The following is a 15575-nucleotide window of genomic DNA, read 5'->3' on the forward strand; positions in this document are numbered from 1 at the left end:
GCCTAGGGGACCCCGATTCCGCTAGATCCGCTTTAGATCGGTCCGGCACTCTCTGTGGAGTAGAGAGGACCACTGCGTGAAGTGAGGTGGCGACATGCCGACCCGGGTGATGGAAAAGCCGGTCGATCCCGTAGCCGCGTGGCTGGCCCCGCTGGCGGACGACCCGGCGGGCGCGGTCGCGTTCCTCTCCGAAGTGACCGACCGCTGCTCGCGACACCACGGCTCCGGCCGAATCCTGGTCCCCGGCGGCGGTCCGGTAGCGGACGCACTGGCCGGCGAAGGCTACGAAGTCCACCTGGAACCCGGCCCCCGCTTCGACGCGGGATACCTGGGCGCGGACGTGCTGTCCCGCCTGCCAGACCAACGAGACCAGCTGCGAGCCATCGGCCGCTACAGCCGCCTCCTGCGCCCCGGCGGCGCACTGGTGGTGCAGGGCCGTCACCCCGATCCCGCGTGCTGGACCGCAGACGCCCGGGTGCGAGCGGTGGACGACGTGCGGCAGATCGTGCACCTGACCGACGCGTCGCTGCCCCTGCGCTATGTCTGGCCCGCCGAACTCGACCTGATGGCCGAACTGGCAGGCCTGGCTTTGGACAGCCGCTGGGGCGGCTGGTACGGAGAACCGGTTACGTGCGGCGGGTTCGTAGTCTCGGTTTACCGCAGCTAGGGGTGTCGTGAGGGGCTCCTTGCGGGAATTCCGCAAAGAGCCCCTCAAGGCTTTTGCCCCTCTGGGCCGTGAGCCGGCAGCGCGAGATGGTTCCGCTGAAACAACCAGTGGCCAGCGGACGACTGAGAATCCATGCAACTCGGACAACGCGGCATGTTTGCCGGATTCATCGCTGCGATAGCTCTGCTCGTGCTGCTCGACGTCGGTATCGCCACGCGTCGCGATGCGAACTGGTGGGCAGCGTGGGGGAGCTGGATCGGCGGCATCGGCTCGTTCGCCGCCGCGGCAGCGGCGCTCTGGATCGCATACCGAGGCTGGGACAGATCCGACTCGGAGGCTCGCGAGCGCGAGGCGGCCAAGTTCGCGATGTGGGTCTTTTCAGACGGAAGCGAGACCCCGGTTGTCGCCTTCGTCAACACGACTGCGTTGCCGGTCTATGACGTCGTGGTCAGGACTCGGATCTTGAACTTCACTATGACGTTCCACCTCGCAACGTGTTCCCCCACGTCCCGGACTGGCGAACTGACGGAACTCGGGAACCGATTGGAGAAGGTGGTTCGGATAGCTGTTCGTAGTCGGATGGGACAGCAGAACCTCGCCGTGACAGACGAAGACGAGTTTCAAGAACTCGTTCGTGAGGAAAAGGCCACGACACTCGACGTGATTCGGGAGATCAAACTGAGCGTCACCTTCCGGCAGCGCCAGCATCTTTGGCGGGCCGAGCACGACGGGACTCTGACTCAGCTCTGACCGTCAGCAGTCGTGCGTGTGCCAGTTGCCCTTTCTTGTCAGGGAGATCGGCGCTCGCACAAAAACGGCCCGGCCCCCGCTTGTGGCGGAAGACCGGGCCGAAACGGCGCGGGTCGGGATCAGACCGCGTCCGACATCTCCCCGACAAGGATGCTGTGATGCAGCTTCCGCAGCGAACTCCCCGGCTCAATCCCCAACTGCTGCACCAGGTTCTGCCGCGCGGACGCGAACGTCTCCAACGCCTCGGCCCGCCGGTTGGACCGGGCCAGCGCAGTCATCAAGTACTCGGTGAACGTCTCCCGAAGCGTATGCTCCTTCGCGAGCGCCGACAGCTGCCCGACCACCTCGCGATGCCGCCCGATGAGCAGCTCGGTCTCCATCAGCAACTCGAGACACCCGAGCCGGCTCTCCTCAAGCAACGTGGCATACGCCTGCACATCAGGAGAATCGGTGAACCCCCCGAACGCCGAGCCGCGCCACAGATTGGAAGCCTCCCGCAGCACCTTCGCGGCCTGACCGTAGCCACGGTCCCAGTGCAACGCGCGCCCCTGCTCGTAAAGCCGGGTGAACCGATCAGCATCCAGCTCATCGATCCCCACATGCAGCGAATATCCCCGCGGACTCGTGACAACAGGGTTGTCTTCCGCGCTCTCACCGTCGCCCCGCAACAGTTTCCGCAGCTGCGACACGTACACATACAACGCCGCGCTCGCCCTCGCGGGCGGATGCTCGCCCCAGATCTCGCCTATCAGATGCTCAGCGGTCACGACCTGGTTGTTCTTGGCCAGCAACACGGACAGCAAGGTCTCGATCTTGCGAGCCCGCGGGGCGCAGACGCCGGGCCGGCCGCTCACTCTGATCTGTCCGAGAATTTCGTAGTTCAGCATGACTGCCCTCCGGTGTCTCTCGCGCCGGACCCGCCCGGCGGCGCCCCCAGCGCCGCTGCCTGCCGGTCCGAGCCGGGTCCACCACTGGACCATAGCAAACCGGGAGGTCGGTTTTCAAGGAAAAACCGGGAGGTTGGTCTGTTTTGATCTTGGATTCCCGGCGGGGGCCAGGTAATCGGCCGGAATCTCTGGTAAACCGGGCGGTCGGTATGTCATGATTGGCCGGTCGGGACGCACACCGTGCCGTTCCCGGCGCGAGACGATGGGGAAGCCGGTGACGAAACAGGCGCGTGCGGAGCTCACCAGGCTCTTGCTGCTGGACGCCGCCGCGGCGCTGCTGCACCGCGACGGCTACGCGGCCACGAGCATGGTGGACATCGCGCGCGAAGCGGGCGTGACCAAGGGCGGCCTGTACTTCCACTTCTCGTCGAAGGACGAAATCTGCGACGAGGTGCAGTCGGCGGCCGTCGCGGTCCTGCACCAGCACGTCGCGCGGGCGCGCGGGCGCCGTCCGCATCTGCGCAGGCTGGCCGATCTGAGCCGGGCGCTGATGGGCTGGCTCGCCGAAGACGCGAAGGTGGGCGCGAGCTTCCGGCTCGCCCGCGAAATGGGCTCGAACGACCCGAGGTTCGTCGCGTTCGTCCGCGCGTGGCTCGGCCAGGTGCGCGCGCACATCGCCGCCGCGCACGGGGCGGGGGAGATGAGCCCGCACGTCCGGCCGGACATGGCGGCGCTGCTGGTCGTGGTGACCTGCGTCGGCCTGGAATCGGCGGCGGCGAGCGGGACGATCCCGGCCGGCACCGACCTGGCGAGCACGCTTTCCGAGCTGTGGCGGGTGATCGAGGCATCGCAGCCGGCGGATTCGACCGCCGCCGAGGCGACCGGCACCTGAGCGGTTGTGTGCCGGGCTGATTCGCGAGTCGCGTCGCTGAGGCGACCGGCACCTGAGCGGCTGCGTGCCAGGTTGATTCGCGAGCCGCAATTGCCGAGGCGACCGATGCCTCAGCCGCTGCGCGCCCGGTCGATCCCCGAGTCGCACCGCGACCGCACCGGGTTGATTCCCGAGGCCCGCCGCGACCGTACCGCGGCGAATCCAGGCTCCCAAACCGACCGTCCGGTTTCGGTCCGCGGCACCGGAACTGGCTAGTCGTCGGCGGGAAAAGTCCCGGCCGGATTGAACTTGTGCAGCCGCCGGGGCGGGACGACCGCGCTCAGGATCGTCTGCCACATGAACGTGGCCCGCTCGTGCAGGTCCGTCCGCCCGGTCAGCACCTGCGAGCTGAGCTGGGTCCCGGTGAACGACGCGACCACGTACTGCGCGAGATCGTGCGCGTTGACGTCCTTGCGCACGTCGCCCGCGGCCTTCGCGGCGAGCAGGCAGCCGTGGATGGTGTCGGTCCACTGCTTGTACGCGCCCGCGGCGGGCGTGACGAACGAGCCCTGCTCGATGACGAGCCGGATGCTGGCGCGCACGCGCACGTCTTTGCGCAGGCTGTGCCCCATGTTCTGGGTGAGGTCGATGACCGTCTGCAGCCCGGGGCTCTCGATGTCGGCCAGCGGGTCCCACACGGTGAACTGCTCGTTGATCAGCGCGTCCGCGAGTTCTTCCTTGGACTTGAAGTGGAAGTACAGCGCGCCCTTGGTGACTCCCGCCTCGGCGAGGATGTCCGACAGGCTCGCGCCTAGGAAGCCGACCGCGTCGAACCTGGACGCGGCTGCGTCGAGGATGGCATTTCGGGTCTGCTCCGCGCGTTCCTGGCGAGCCACTGTGACTCCTCTCGGGGGGATCGCGGGCCCGCGCCGGGCCACGCTGACACACCAGTCTACCTCCGCACGGCCCGCGGAGCCAGAGAAAAAAACCGGTAGGTAGGTATGGTTTTGTCCGCTCTTTTCCGCTAAAAATGTTGTGGGGGTACTGGGGAAGTACTTTTTTTCTGGGAGGACCGACATGGTCGGTACGCTGTTAGAGGAGTCTGTCGGAAGAAACTTCATCATCGACGGCGAAAGTTCGCCGGGCGGAAGCCCGGTCGACTTCCAGCAGACGATCCCGCGCAATCTCGTGCACCGCGCGGCCGTCTCGGAAGTTTTCGTCACTGATCTGAACATCGTGGGCGAGGACCGGTTCGAAGTCGGCGCGCAGTGGCCGCGCCGGCACGGGTTCTTCGGCCCGCGCACTCCGGGATCGCACGATCCCATGCTGTACCTGGAAACGTTCCGCCAAGCGATCATGCTGGTCGCGCATCGCGCGTACGGCGTCTCGCTCGGCACCGTGTTCGTCGGCGGCCGCAAGACCAGCTCTATCACCCCCGAAGGGCTGGTCACCGAGGGCAGGCCGATCGACGTGGTGCTGCGGGTGAGCGTCCAGGACGTGATCCGCCGGGGCAACAACGTCGGCGGCATGCGGTTCGAGTTCGGCTGCTTCCGCGACGGGGAGCTGATCGGCACCGCTTCGGAGACCATTCGCTGCGTGTCCCCGGCGGTCTACCGCCGGCTGCGCGGCGACCACTTCGCGGCGACGCCGTTCCAGGCCATCGCGTTGCCCACGGTGGAACCGGTGCTCGTCGGCCGGGAACGCAAGGAAGACGTGCTGGTCGCCGAGACCGCGGAGCCCGGCACCTGGTCCCTGCAGTTCGACCCGGACCACCCGGTCCTGTTCGACCACTCGGTGGACCACGTCCCGGGCATGGTGCTGCTGGAAGGCGCGCGGCAGGCGGCGTTGCTGACGCTCGGCGACCCGTACGCACTGCCGTTGCGCACGGACTTCGATTTCTCCGTCTACGTCGAGTTCGACTCGGAATGCCTGCTGACGGCGGAAGAAATCGGCGTCGACGCGGACGGGGCCCGTCTGGTGCGGGTGGCGGCGGAGCAGAAGGGCCGTCCCGTGGCGAGCGGCACCCTGGCGATGCGCAGGTCATGACTGCCGGCCTGGGGGCGGACAGTACGACCGGGGAAATCCTCGTCACCGGAGCGACCGGGTTCATCGGATCGGCGGTGCTGCGGGCGTTGCTCGCTCGCGGCGCCGCGGTCCGGGTGCTGGCGCGCGGTGCGGTGCCGGAATGGATCACGCGATCCGGCGCGCGGATCCACGAAGGCGATCTCACCGACGCTGCCGGGCTGGCCGGGGCGTGCACGGGCGTTGCGACGCTCGTGCACGCCGCGTCCCGGATCGGCGGCACCGAAGAGGAATGCGCGCAGGTCAACGATCGCGGCACGGCCCGGCTCCTCGCGGAAGCGCGACGGGCGGGCACGCGCCGGATCGTCTACCTGAGCACCTGTGCGGTTTACCGCGACGGCGAGCATCGAGGCGCGCCCGAGGACACGCTCGACCTCGGGCCCGCCTCGGCCACCAGCCGCACCAGGCTGGCCGGGGAACAGCAGGTCCGCGCCGCGGGCGGGATCGTTCTGCGGCCGCACCTGGTGTACGGCGACGGCGACCGGCACGTGGTCCCGACGCTGGCGAAGTGGCTGCGCGCGGTGCCGGCGTGGGCCGACGGCGGCAGGTCCCGGACATCAGTGGTCTCGTCCTGGGATCTCGCTGCCGTGCTCAGCGCCTTCGCACTGGACCCGGCACTGGGCCGCCCCGGCGAGGTGTTCCATGTGGCCGACCCGGAACCGGTGCGGATGCGCGAGCTGCTCGAAGCCGTCTGCACCGTGCTTGACCTGCCGATTCCCAGCCACGACCGGCCGCTCGCCGAGCATCGGGCCCGCACGCCGTGGCTCAGCGAGCACCAGCGGTCGCTGCTCACCCGGGACCATTGGTATGCCAGCGAAAAGGTCTGGGAGACCACCGGAGTTTCTCCCGGGCCGGGACTCGGCGTCCGAATGGCTCAGTCCCGGAACTGGTATCGGGAAACGCTGGCAATTCCCGAGGCCGGGTGAAGATCGAATTCGCGGAAAGTGATCGAACGAATTCAAACGGCAATTGTTCGCGGCGCGCGGCCGTCCGGGGAATTTCCTCCCGGACGGCCGCCGCTGTTTCCGCGGAGTTCATTTCGGTGGCGCCGGGCCCGGGCGTGGCGCGAAGATGATCGTCATGTCCCGACGCGAGCTAGTGGTGCTCGGCTCGGCGAGCCAGACGCCGACCAGGCACCGCAACCACAACGGCTACCTGCTGCGCTTCGACACCGACGGCGTCCTCTTCGATCCGGGCGAAGGCACCCAGCGGCAGATGATGTACGCCGGCGCGACGGCGAGCGAACTCACGCACCTGTGCGTCACCCACTTCCACGGCGACCACAGCCTCGGCCTGGCGGGCATCATCCAACGGCTGTCGCTGGACGGCGTCGCGCACCCCGTGCGCTGCCACTACCCAGCGTCCGGCCAGGAGTACTTCGACCGCCTGCGGCACTCGACGTCGTTCCACGAACGCGCCGAACTGGTCCCGCTGCCGATCTCGGCGCCGGGCCCGCTGGGCGGTGCCCTGTCGGCGTACCCGCTGGAACACCGCATCGACTGCTTCGGCTACCGCTACGCCGAACCAGACGGAATCCGGATGCTGCCGGACGCCCTAGCCGCAGCAGGCGTACAAGGCCCGGCAGTACGAAAACTCCAGGCCGACGGTGTTTTCGAGACAGCCGACGGCGTGGTCCGCCTGGAAGACGTAAGCGTGCCACGCCGGGGCCAGGTGGTCGCGTTCGTGATGGACACCCGCCTGTGCGCCGGCGCGTTCGCCTGCTCGCAAGAAGCGGACCTCCTGATCGCCGAATCGACCTTCCGCGCCGACGACGCCGACCTGGCCTACCGCTACGGCCACCTGACCAGCACCGACGCCGGCCGGCTAGCGGCGGAGTCGGGTGCCCGGGAGCTGCTGCTGACGCACTTCTCGCAGCGCTACCCGTATGAGGAGGCGGACCGGTTCCGCGACGAGGCCGCGAAGGTGTTCGACGGAGAGATCCACGTGGCCCGGGACCTGGACGTGGTGCCGCTGCCTCCCCGACGGTGAGACACCTGCGACGCTGAGCGGTGGCCGAGTCCGGCAGACTCGCGGAATGCCGCACCCGGTCCCCGCCGACCTGCTGGAAATCGCCGAAACACTCGTACCCGGCTTCGCCGCTGGCCCCGCCCGACTGGCCGCGCAGGGAAACATGCACCACGTCGTGCTGCTCCCAGGCGTCGCCGCCGTGCGAATCGCCAAGCGCCCAGACGCCGCCGCCGAACTACCACGCCGAGTCGAGATCCTCCGCGCCATCGCCGCGGCCGGACTGCGCTTCGCCGTGCCAGAGCCGCTGACTCCAGTGACCATGTTCGGAGACCGCGCAGCCGTCGCAGTCTCCTGGATCGACGGCAAGGGCCTACCGGAAGGCGTCGGCGACCCGGCGGCGTTCGGCCAGCTGCTGACGGAACTGCGAGAGGTTGAGATCTCACCGGACCTCGAAGCCGTCCTCCACCGCCCGCGCAAATATGCCAACGGCCTGGGCTGGGCGGAGATCGTGGAGGACGTCATCCCGCGCCTGCCAGCACAGTGGCGGCGCGGAGTCCAGCAGCGACTGGACACGCTCCTGGCCCTGGACGAGGCACCCGCCAGACTCGTCCACGGAGACCTCGGAGGCAGCAACGTCCACTTCGACGCCGATGGCAAGCTCACCGGTGTCCTCGACTGGGACCTGGCGATCCTGGCGGACCCAGCCGTAGACGCAGCACTAGCCGCGACCTGGCACGGCTGGGACGTCCTCCGGGGCGCCGCCGACGAGGAAACCTGCCAACGGGCGTGGGCCTGGAACGACCTGATCGGGGTCGAACACCTGCACGCGGTCTTCGCAGGCAAACCCCTGTCGAACGTCGACGGTTTCGTCCGAGCCGTCGTCGCCTGGTTAGAGGCGCGCGGCTAGCGACTCCTCGGCTTCGTCCGGTGCATCGGAGGAAGCCCGCCGGGGTGGGTTCGCGCGTGGCGGATGGGGCGGCGGTGCTTCAAGCCGTCGGCAGGGACGGTGCGTCGAAGGAGACCAGCGGAACGGGTGCGAGCCCCTGGCGTCCATCAACGAGACGGCCTCCACTTGCTTGCTCAGCCCACCGCCGCGACCGGCTCGCCGTCGAGAGGCCTTCGACGGCTGCGGCTGGCAGCGCCGAGGCACTTGACGGCTCCGACCGGCACTCAACCTCCCGAGGTCCGCACGTGCCGATGCCCGCTGACCGGAAAGTCCGGCGGCGCGGGCGGCAGCAGCCCGTCGAGGACGTAGCCGCACTTCTCCGCGACCCGACAGGATGCCGGATTGTCCTCGGCATGCAGCAAGTCGAGACGGCTCAACGAAACGAACCGCTGCGTACCGAGCGCCCACCTTGACGTAGTTTCCAACGCCCGAGCAGCGATTCCACGACCCCGAGCCTGGGCGGCAGTCCAGTACCCGACCTCAGCGGCCCCAGCATCCCGAACCTTCACGACGACGTGCCCGAGCGGCATGTCGTCGTCAGCCACCACCGCGAAACTGAACTGAGTCGCGGTCTCCCAGCCGGACGCCTGCGCGTCCAACCACCGCCGGGCATCGCCATCATCAGTGAGAGGAGCCATCAACCGACGGCGCAACAGCGGATCGCGATGCGCGTCGACCAGCGCCTGCCGATCCTCCGACCGCCACGGCCGCAGCTGCAAGGCTGCCTCGGATTCGCTTCGGGGCAGGGAAAGGATGACCGTCACGACCGCCCATTCTGCACTCGTCGAGACTTGTCCCGCCTGGAGTCTCCCCAAAGTCCTTACCCGACACCGGGTTCGAGCGCGGTCCCCGAGAAATTCAGCGCGGGATGCCCTGGCGTCGGGTAAACTCGCGGCATGCTCATCGAGGTGGACAGAGGCTAGCCGCCGGGTTCTCGGCGGCGTACCGGCCGGCGAGTGCCCTGGCAGCAACTCTTTCCCACCACCCTCTCTCCTCGCGCGCTCCGTCGCGTGCGCTCAGCCGTGCGCCGGTTCGTCGGTTCGGCGGCGAGGGGATCGATGACGCTCAGGAGCACTCATGACGCAGGAAATGCCGCGTCCCCCGTTCGATCCAGAACTGGCCAAAGTCCTGCCGACCCTCGACGGCGGCGTACCGGTCGGCATGACAGCAGACCAGCTGCCGCACTACCGGGCCCTCCCTTTCCCCGCCATCGAAGAACAAATCGCCGACCGCCCAGTCCGCTGCACCCACCACACGATCCCCGGCTACGGCGGCGCGGAAATCGAGGTCTCCGTCCTCGCGCACGTGGACCACGACACTCCGGGCGTCGGCATCTACCACCTCCACGGCGGCGGAATGGTCATGGGAGACCGCTTCGCCGCGGCAGGCCCGCTGATCGACTGGGTGTTGAAGCACGACGCAGTCGCCGTCACCGTCGAATACCGGCTGGCCCCAGAGCATCCCGACCCAGTACCCGTCGAGGATTGCTATGCGGGTCTGCAATGGATGGCCGCCAACGCCGAGACTCTGCGCTTCGCCGCTGACCGCCTGGTCATGTTCGGCGGCAGCGGCGGAGGAGGCCTCGCCGCCGGAACCGCGCTGCTGGCACGCGACCGCAACGGCCCGCCGCTGCTAGGACTGCTGCTGCAGTGCCCGATGATCGACGACCGCAACGAGACAGTGTCGTCCCGCCAGTACGACGGCACCGGTGTCTGGGACCGCACCAGCAACCTGACCGCGTGGACAGCAGTCCTAGGCGACCGCCGCGGAACCGCCGACGTCTCGCCCTACGCAGCAGCCGCCCGCGCGACCGACCTGAGCGGCCTCCCGCCAACCTTCATCGACGTCGGCGCGGCAGAGGTCTTCCGCGACGAAGACGTAGCCTTCGCAACCGCCATCTGGGCCTCCGGAGGCGAGGCAGAACTCCACGTCTGGGGCGGCGCATTCCACGGCTTCCACGACCTGGCCCCGCAATCCGCTCTGGCCAAGGCATGCGTCGCGGCACGCGAGTCCTGGCTCGAGCGATTGCTCAGCCGCCCGACGCCGTAGCGGATGGCGCGCCGCCCCGCCGACGCCGTAGCGGATGGCGCGCCGCCCCGCCGAGGCCGTTGGGGTGGCGCGCACCTCACGCAACACATGACCGACCACGCCGCCCACCAGTGGGTTCCACGGTTTCCATGGTTTCCACAAGCCTCACGCCCAGGTTCGCGCTGGCCGAGGTATGTCACGGCTCGTGGGCCTTGGCTCTGGAGCGGTTCCGATGGACGCGAACGATGCCCTGATCGCGGCGGTCGGCGTGACTGGTCTCGCACGCGGAGCGTGCCGCCGCTGCGCGGGGCGCTGTCGGTGCCCGCGCGGTGGCCAGGCCTTTTAGTGGCCAGACCTCGCCGTGGCCAGACCTCTCGGTGGCTAGGCAGTTCCGGTCAGTGGCTAGGAAGTTCCGTACCGTAGCGAATCGCGAGTCGCCTGCCGAGTTCGCCCGGACGGTGTGCACCCCGCCGAACGACACGACCAACCCGCCACCTCGCGGATCACCAAGAGCTACTCAGCACAGACTCCAAACGAGAGCCACCTCCGATCAACAGCACCACATGAGGCCAACCGCACCACGTCCGTCTAATCGCGCCGCTCAAGCCAACCGCGCCGCTCAAGCCAACCGCAGCACCTCACGCCAACCGCGCCGCCTCAAACCAACCGCAGCACCTCAACCAACCGCAGCAACTGCGACCAACCACACCACCTCAGACCACCAGCGCCCCAGCCCACTCTCATCTCTCCACAACCTCCGCTCCAGCACTCACCTCCGCCCTTCTCAGCTCCCGCTCCTGACCACCCCAAGATCATCCCACCCACCACCGACAATTCCGGGCGGCGTGTCGCCACCCGCCTCGCAAGAGGCCGCCATCGCGCGTGACAGACTGCCGGGCGATGTACACGCCGTCTGATCTCGCTGACCTGCTCGAATGCGAGCACCGGAGCATCCTCAAGCAGGCATTGGCGGCGGGGATACCCGGCGCGCCACGACTCAGTTCCGCACCCGATCGGCTGGCGGTGAAGCACGGGCGCGCGCACGAGGCGGCCACGCTGAGCCGGTTGCGCGGCGAGCGGACGCAGGTCGTCGAGATCGAGGAGCACGATCCGGTCGTCGCGGCGAAGGCCACCGAGGAAGCGTTGCGCGCGGGAGCGCCGGTCGTCTACCAGGCGGTGTTCCACGACGGCGAGTTCTCCGGACGCGCCGATTTCCTCCTGCGCGACGACCAAGGCCGCTACGAGGTCTACGACACGAAACTCGCCCGGCACGCCAAGCCGTCCGCGGTCGTGCAGCTCACCGCGTACGCCGACGCTCTGCGCCGCGGCGGCTGGCCCACTGGGCCGGAGATGCACCTGCTGCTCGGCGACGGCAGCACGCGCAGCCTCCGCGTCGACGACTTCCTCCCGCTCGTGGACCGCCTCCGCGACCGGTTGCAGGACCGTCCGCCGCAGTTGCCGGACCGGGTCTGGGCCGACGAGCGTCCGGCGTGCACCGGGTGTGCGTTCGCCGATCACTGTTCGTCCGCGCGCGAGGCCGACCGGGACCTGTCACTGGTCGCCGGAATGCGCAGCGAGCAGCGGCGCAAGCTGGTGACCGCCGGGCTCGGCACCATCGACGCGCTCGCCGGCTCGCAACCCGCCGACCGTCCGCGCGACATGTCCGAGGGCACGTTCGCCTCGTTGCGCGCGCAGGCCGCGATCCAGGTCTGCCAGGACGAAACCGGCGAGCTGGCCTACGAAATCATCGCCCCGGACGCGCTCGCCGAACTGCCCGAAGCCAGCCCCGGCGACGTCTTCTTCGACATGGAAGGCGACCCGTACGCTCTGGCCGGCACCGGCCTGGAGTACCTCTTCGGCGCGGTCACCCCGGACGAGCGCTTCACCCCGTTCTGGGCGCACTCGCGCGCGCAGGAGAAACGAGCGTTCGAGGAGTTCATCGACTTCGCCACCGCGCGGCTCGCGGAACACCCCGACGCGCACGTCTACCACTACGCGCCGTACGAGGTCACGGCGATCAAGCGGCTCGCCGCCGTCCACGGCACGCGGGAGGAAGCCGTGGACGAGCTGCTGCGCAGCGGCGCGATGATCGACCTGTATGCCGTGGTGCGCAAGGCTTTGCGGGTAGGACAGCGGTCGTATTCGATCAAGTATTTAGAACCACTGTACATGCCCGAAGCTCGCGACGGCGAGGTAAAAACGGCGGCGTCGAGCATCGAGGCGTACGAGGACTACCTGACGCTCTCCTCCGCGGGAAACACCGAGCAGGCCGACGAAATCCTGCGCGGCATCGCGGACTACAACGAGTACGACTGCGTCTCCACCTTGCGCCTGCACGAATTCCTCCACCGTGTGCGCACCGAAGCCGGAATCGACCTGGCCGAACCGGACCCCGAGTCCGAAGTGGACGCTCTCCTGCGCCGCACCGAAGAAGAGGAAGCCGCTCAGCGCCGGGCCGAACGAGCCGCCGCCATGGCGGCTTTGGTCGACCCGCTCCTGGAAGGCCTCCCCGAGGACCCCGCGGATTTCACCCCCGACGACCACGCCCGCGCCCTGCTGGCGGCCTCCGTCGGCTATCACCGGCGCGAGACGAACCCGGCGTGGTGGGAGTTCTTCCGGCAGCTGGCCGCCCCGCTCAGCGACCTCGAAGTGGACACGACCTGCGCGGTCCCGGTGTCGGTGACAGCGGGCGAGTGGGTGCCGCCGTCCGGCCGGTTGCGCACCGCGAAACGCACGCTGACCGTGCGGTGCGACCCGGACCGGCCGCATCCCTTCGCGCCCGGTGACGACGTGCGATTGCGTTACGGCGCCGACGCTCGCGACGCGAAAGTCGTGTCCGCGACGGCGGTCGAAGTGACCCTGGAAGAGAGCAGCGCTCCGGATCGGACGTCCAACGACCTTCCCGCGGCGGTCCTGCCGGGCAGCCCCGTCCGTCCGTCGCCGAAAGACGAGGCGGTAGCCGATCTCGCCCGGCTGGTAGGGGAAACTCTGCCTGCGTTGCCGTCACACCCCGGCGTCGACCTGCTCCGCCGAATCCCCCGGTTGCGCGGCGGTTTGCCCGAACCGGGGGAAGATCTGGTCGCCACGGTGATCACCGCGGTCGATCAGCTCGACGGTTCCGTCCTCGCCGTCCAGGGTCCGCCCGGAGCTGGAAAGACTTACCTGGCCGGGAAACTCATCGCACATCTGGTGCGTTCCGGCCGGACGGTCGGCGTCACGTCGAACAGCCACAAAGCGGTCGAGAACGTGCTCTCGGCGGCCATGGAGAACGCGCCGGAGATGGCCTGCGCCAAGCGCGCGAAGCGGACGCCGGACCCGGAATTGCCTTGGGAGCAACCGAAAAACAACAACGCGCTGGTACGCTGGCGTGGAGAACACGACACCGGTCACCTGGTCGGCGGCACTGCATGGACCTTCGCCAACGCCGCTGTGCGCGAGGAACCCTTCGACGTCCTGGTGATCGACGAAGCCGGTCAGTTCGCCCTCGCGGACGCGCTGGCGGTGTCGATGTGCGCGAAAAACGTGGTGCTGCTGGGGGATCCGCAGCAGCTGCCGCAGGTGGTGCAAGGCACGCATCCGGCAGGCGCGGAGGCGTCCGCGCTGGGCCACTTGATTGGCGACGCGGACATCATCCCGCCGGAACTCGGATATTTCCTCGACCTGACGCGCCGCATGCATCCCGCGGTGTGCGCGCCGGTCTCGAACCTGTCGTACGCCGGTTTGCTGCACTCGCATCCCAGCGCGGAACGTTCGATCGACGGCTTCCCGTCGGGTCTCTATCTGGCGACGGTCGAGCACAGCGGGAATACAACGCGTTCGGTGGAGGAAGCCGAGGAAGTCGTCTCGGTGATCAAGTCGTTGCACGGCCGTTCGTGGGAAGGCCGACCGCTCACTGACGCCGATTTCCTTGTCGTGGCCCCGTATAACTTGCAGGCGCGAGTGGTGACGCGTGCACTGTCCGACGCTGGTTTCGGCGACGTCCGGGTCGGCACCGTGGACCGGTTCCAAGGGCAAGAAGCACCCGTTGTGGTGACGACAATGACGTCCTCTTCGGCGGTAGACTTGCCACGAGGCCTTGATTTCTTGTTGTCCCGCAATCGGTTGAATGTCGCTCTCTCACGCGCGCAGTCCGTCGCGGTCCTGGTGTGCTCGCCGAAGCTGCTCGAGGCGGACATCAGAACGGTGGACCAGATGCGGCTGGTCTCCGGGATGCTCGGGTTGCTGCGCGACGCCCGCGAGTGGATCGACTGAGCTGCGTCGGCTGAGCTGGTGAGCTGCTTCGACGGACCTGCATGGACTGGTCTGAGCCGACTGCCGACTAGTCCGCAGCAGCAGGCTTGCGTCGACTGAGCCGCGTCGACTGGTCCGCAGCGGCAGGCTCGCGTCGACTGGTCCGGAGCGGCTGCTGTGCTGCGGCTGGCCTGCGTCGACTGGGCCGCGTCGGTTGGACTGCGTCGGTTGGCTTGCTGTGCTGTGTCGGCTGGCGTGCACTGGCTGGGTTGCGCTGACTGGCTTGCTGGTCTGCAGCTCTGCAGCTCTGCAGCGGCTGGCCGCGCCGACTGAGCCGCGTCGGTTGGCCTGCCCGGTCGGCTTTCTGTGCTGTGTCGGCTGGCTTGCGCTGACTGGCTTGCTGCTCTGCTGCTCTGCTGCTCTGCAGCTCTGCTGCTCTGCAGCTCTGCTGCTCTGCAGCTCTGCTGCGGCTGGCCGCGTCGACTGAGCCGCGTCGGTTGGACTGCATCGGCTGGCTCGCCGAGCTGCCTCGGCTCGTCTGCACCGAACTGGCGTGTGTCGACGGACCAGCCTCGGCTGGCCTGCTGGGGGTGCCCGCCCCGGCCGGTTCGGTCGGGATCCGGCGGCCGGGCGGGCACATGTCCCCGCTCGCGCGACCGTGGGGGAGGGGTGGCGCGGCGAGCGAGGTGGTCTGAGCGCCCCGCGCTTCCGGCTTGCGGGAGCCGGAGCGGGGGCGCGGGATCCCCGTCCGCGCGGGGCACTGGGGGAGATGCCGCAACGGACGGGGTGGCTGGAGAAACGGGGTGGCTGGGAGAAACCGGTGTGTTCGGCGCGGACAGTCCCACCCGGACCGCCCGTGCACCGACGGCTGACCGGCGGGCTCGGCTATGTTGTCAGTGCTGCCGCTATTCAGTAAAACTCGTTGCGGGCCAAGAACATTCCCGCAGCCGGGGGTGTGCTCCCGCTCTCCTCCGGACCGGCTGGGGGTTACCGGCCGGCGGGAGCAGGAGCACCGGATCCCGTTCCGCGCCTGGGGGGAGCAGTCGCGCGGAGCGGGTAGTTCTGCGCCGGTACGGGGGCCGCCTCGCGGCGAGTGGCACGACCAGGCTCCGGCCGAACCGGTATTCCTGGAAGGCAGAAGGTGAG

At 68.6% G+C, this 15575-nt stretch carries 13 protein-coding genes; 10 read left to right on the forward strand and 3 right to left on the reverse strand.

All coding sequences use genetic code 11. The features are described from left to right. The first annotated feature begins 94 nt into the window (after positions 1-94). Positions 95-667 carry a hypothetical protein gene (locus tag ACWDNU_RS14380; RefSeq protein ID WP_370934878.1) on the forward strand — a complete coding sequence of 191 codons (573 nt, stop codon included), beginning with the start codon at positions 95-97 and terminating at the stop codon, positions 665-667. Between the two features lie 132 nt (positions 668-799). Beyond that, positions 800-1417 carry a hypothetical protein gene (locus ACWDNU_RS14385; protein ID WP_449669126.1) on the forward strand — a complete coding sequence of 206 codons (618 nt, stop codon included), beginning with the start codon at positions 800-802 and terminating at the stop codon, positions 1415-1417. A 119-nt stretch (positions 1418-1536) separates the two neighbouring features. On the opposite strand, the gene ACWDNU_RS14390 is transcribed toward ACWDNU_RS14385, so the two are convergent. Next, complete coding sequence (locus ACWDNU_RS14390; protein ID WP_370934879.1) at positions 1537-2304, reverse strand: AfsR/SARP family transcriptional regulator; 768 nt, start codon at positions 2302-2304, stop codon at positions 1537-1539. Between the two features lie 274 nt (positions 2305-2578). Here ACWDNU_RS14390 and ACWDNU_RS14395 point away from each other — a divergent pair, with 274 nt between their 5' ends. After that, positions 2579-3196: a ScbR family autoregulator-binding transcription factor gene (locus ACWDNU_RS14395; protein WP_449669127.1), complete on the forward strand. Its 618-nt coding sequence runs from the start codon at positions 2579-2581 to the stop codon at positions 3194-3196. 251 nt (positions 3197-3447) lie between these two features. On the opposite strand, the gene ACWDNU_RS14400 is transcribed toward ACWDNU_RS14395, so the two are convergent. Further along, a complete protein-coding gene (locus tag ACWDNU_RS14400) occupies positions 3448-4071 on the reverse strand; it encodes a ScbR family autoregulator-binding transcription factor (protein ID WP_370934881.1) in 624 nt (207 codons plus the stop codon). Positions 4072-4252: 181 nt separating this feature from the next. Here ACWDNU_RS14400 and ACWDNU_RS14405 point away from each other — a divergent pair, with 181 nt between their 5' ends. The 4 genes from ACWDNU_RS14405 (at position 4253) to ACWDNU_RS14420 (ending at position 8132) form a co-directional block, all read left to right on the forward strand. Then, a complete protein-coding gene (locus tag ACWDNU_RS14405; RefSeq protein ID WP_449669128.1) occupies positions 4253-5221 on the forward strand; it encodes a ScbA/BarX family gamma-butyrolactone biosynthesis protein in 969 nt (322 codons plus the stop codon). Continuing rightward, entirely contained in the window at positions 5218-6183 is a 966-nt protein-coding gene (locus ACWDNU_RS14410; RefSeq protein WP_449669129.1) for an NAD-dependent epimerase/dehydratase family protein, read from the forward strand. Before ACWDNU_RS14405 ends, ACWDNU_RS14410 begins: the two co-directional genes overlap by 4 nt. A gap of 154 nt (positions 6184-6337) precedes the next feature. Then, positions 6338-7246: a ribonuclease Z gene (locus ACWDNU_RS14415; protein ID WP_449669130.1), complete on the forward strand. Its 909-nt coding sequence runs from the start codon at positions 6338-6340 to the stop codon at positions 7244-7246. A 46-nt stretch (positions 7247-7292) separates the two neighbouring features. Continuing rightward, a complete protein-coding gene (locus tag ACWDNU_RS14420; RefSeq protein WP_449669131.1) occupies positions 7293-8132 on the forward strand; it encodes an aminoglycoside phosphotransferase family protein in 840 nt (279 codons plus the stop codon). A 263-nt stretch (positions 8133-8395) separates the two neighbouring features. Here ACWDNU_RS14420 and ACWDNU_RS14425 read toward each other — a convergent pair whose 3' ends face one another. Continuing rightward, the gene (locus ACWDNU_RS14425; RefSeq protein ID WP_449669132.1) at positions 8396-8935 is read right to left on the reverse strand and encodes a GNAT family N-acetyltransferase; all 540 of its coding nucleotides are present in this window, start codon (positions 8933-8935) and stop codon (positions 8396-8398) included. Positions 8936-9248: 313 nt separating this feature from the next. Between ACWDNU_RS14425 and ACWDNU_RS14430 the strand changes: the two genes are divergently transcribed. From ACWDNU_RS14430 to ACWDNU_RS14440, 3 genes are all read left to right on the forward strand, one after another. After that, positions 9249-10220 carry an alpha/beta hydrolase gene (locus tag ACWDNU_RS14430; RefSeq protein WP_449669133.1) on the forward strand — a complete coding sequence of 324 codons (972 nt, stop codon included), beginning with the start codon at positions 9249-9251 and terminating at the stop codon, positions 10218-10220. 879 nt (positions 10221-11099) lie between these two features. After that, positions 11100-14450 (forward strand): TM0106 family RecB-like putative nuclease, encoded by a 3351-nt coding sequence (locus ACWDNU_RS14435; RefSeq protein ID WP_449669134.1) that lies wholly within the window; start codon positions 11100-11102, stop codon positions 14448-14450. Positions 14451-14926: 476 nt separating this feature from the next. After that, positions 14927-15124 (forward strand): hypothetical protein, encoded by a 198-nt coding sequence (locus ACWDNU_RS14440; protein WP_449669135.1) that lies wholly within the window; start codon positions 14927-14929, stop codon positions 15122-15124. Positions 15125-15575 lie beyond the last annotated feature (451 nt).

The organism is Amycolatopsis sp. NPDC003676 (assembly GCF_053587275.1).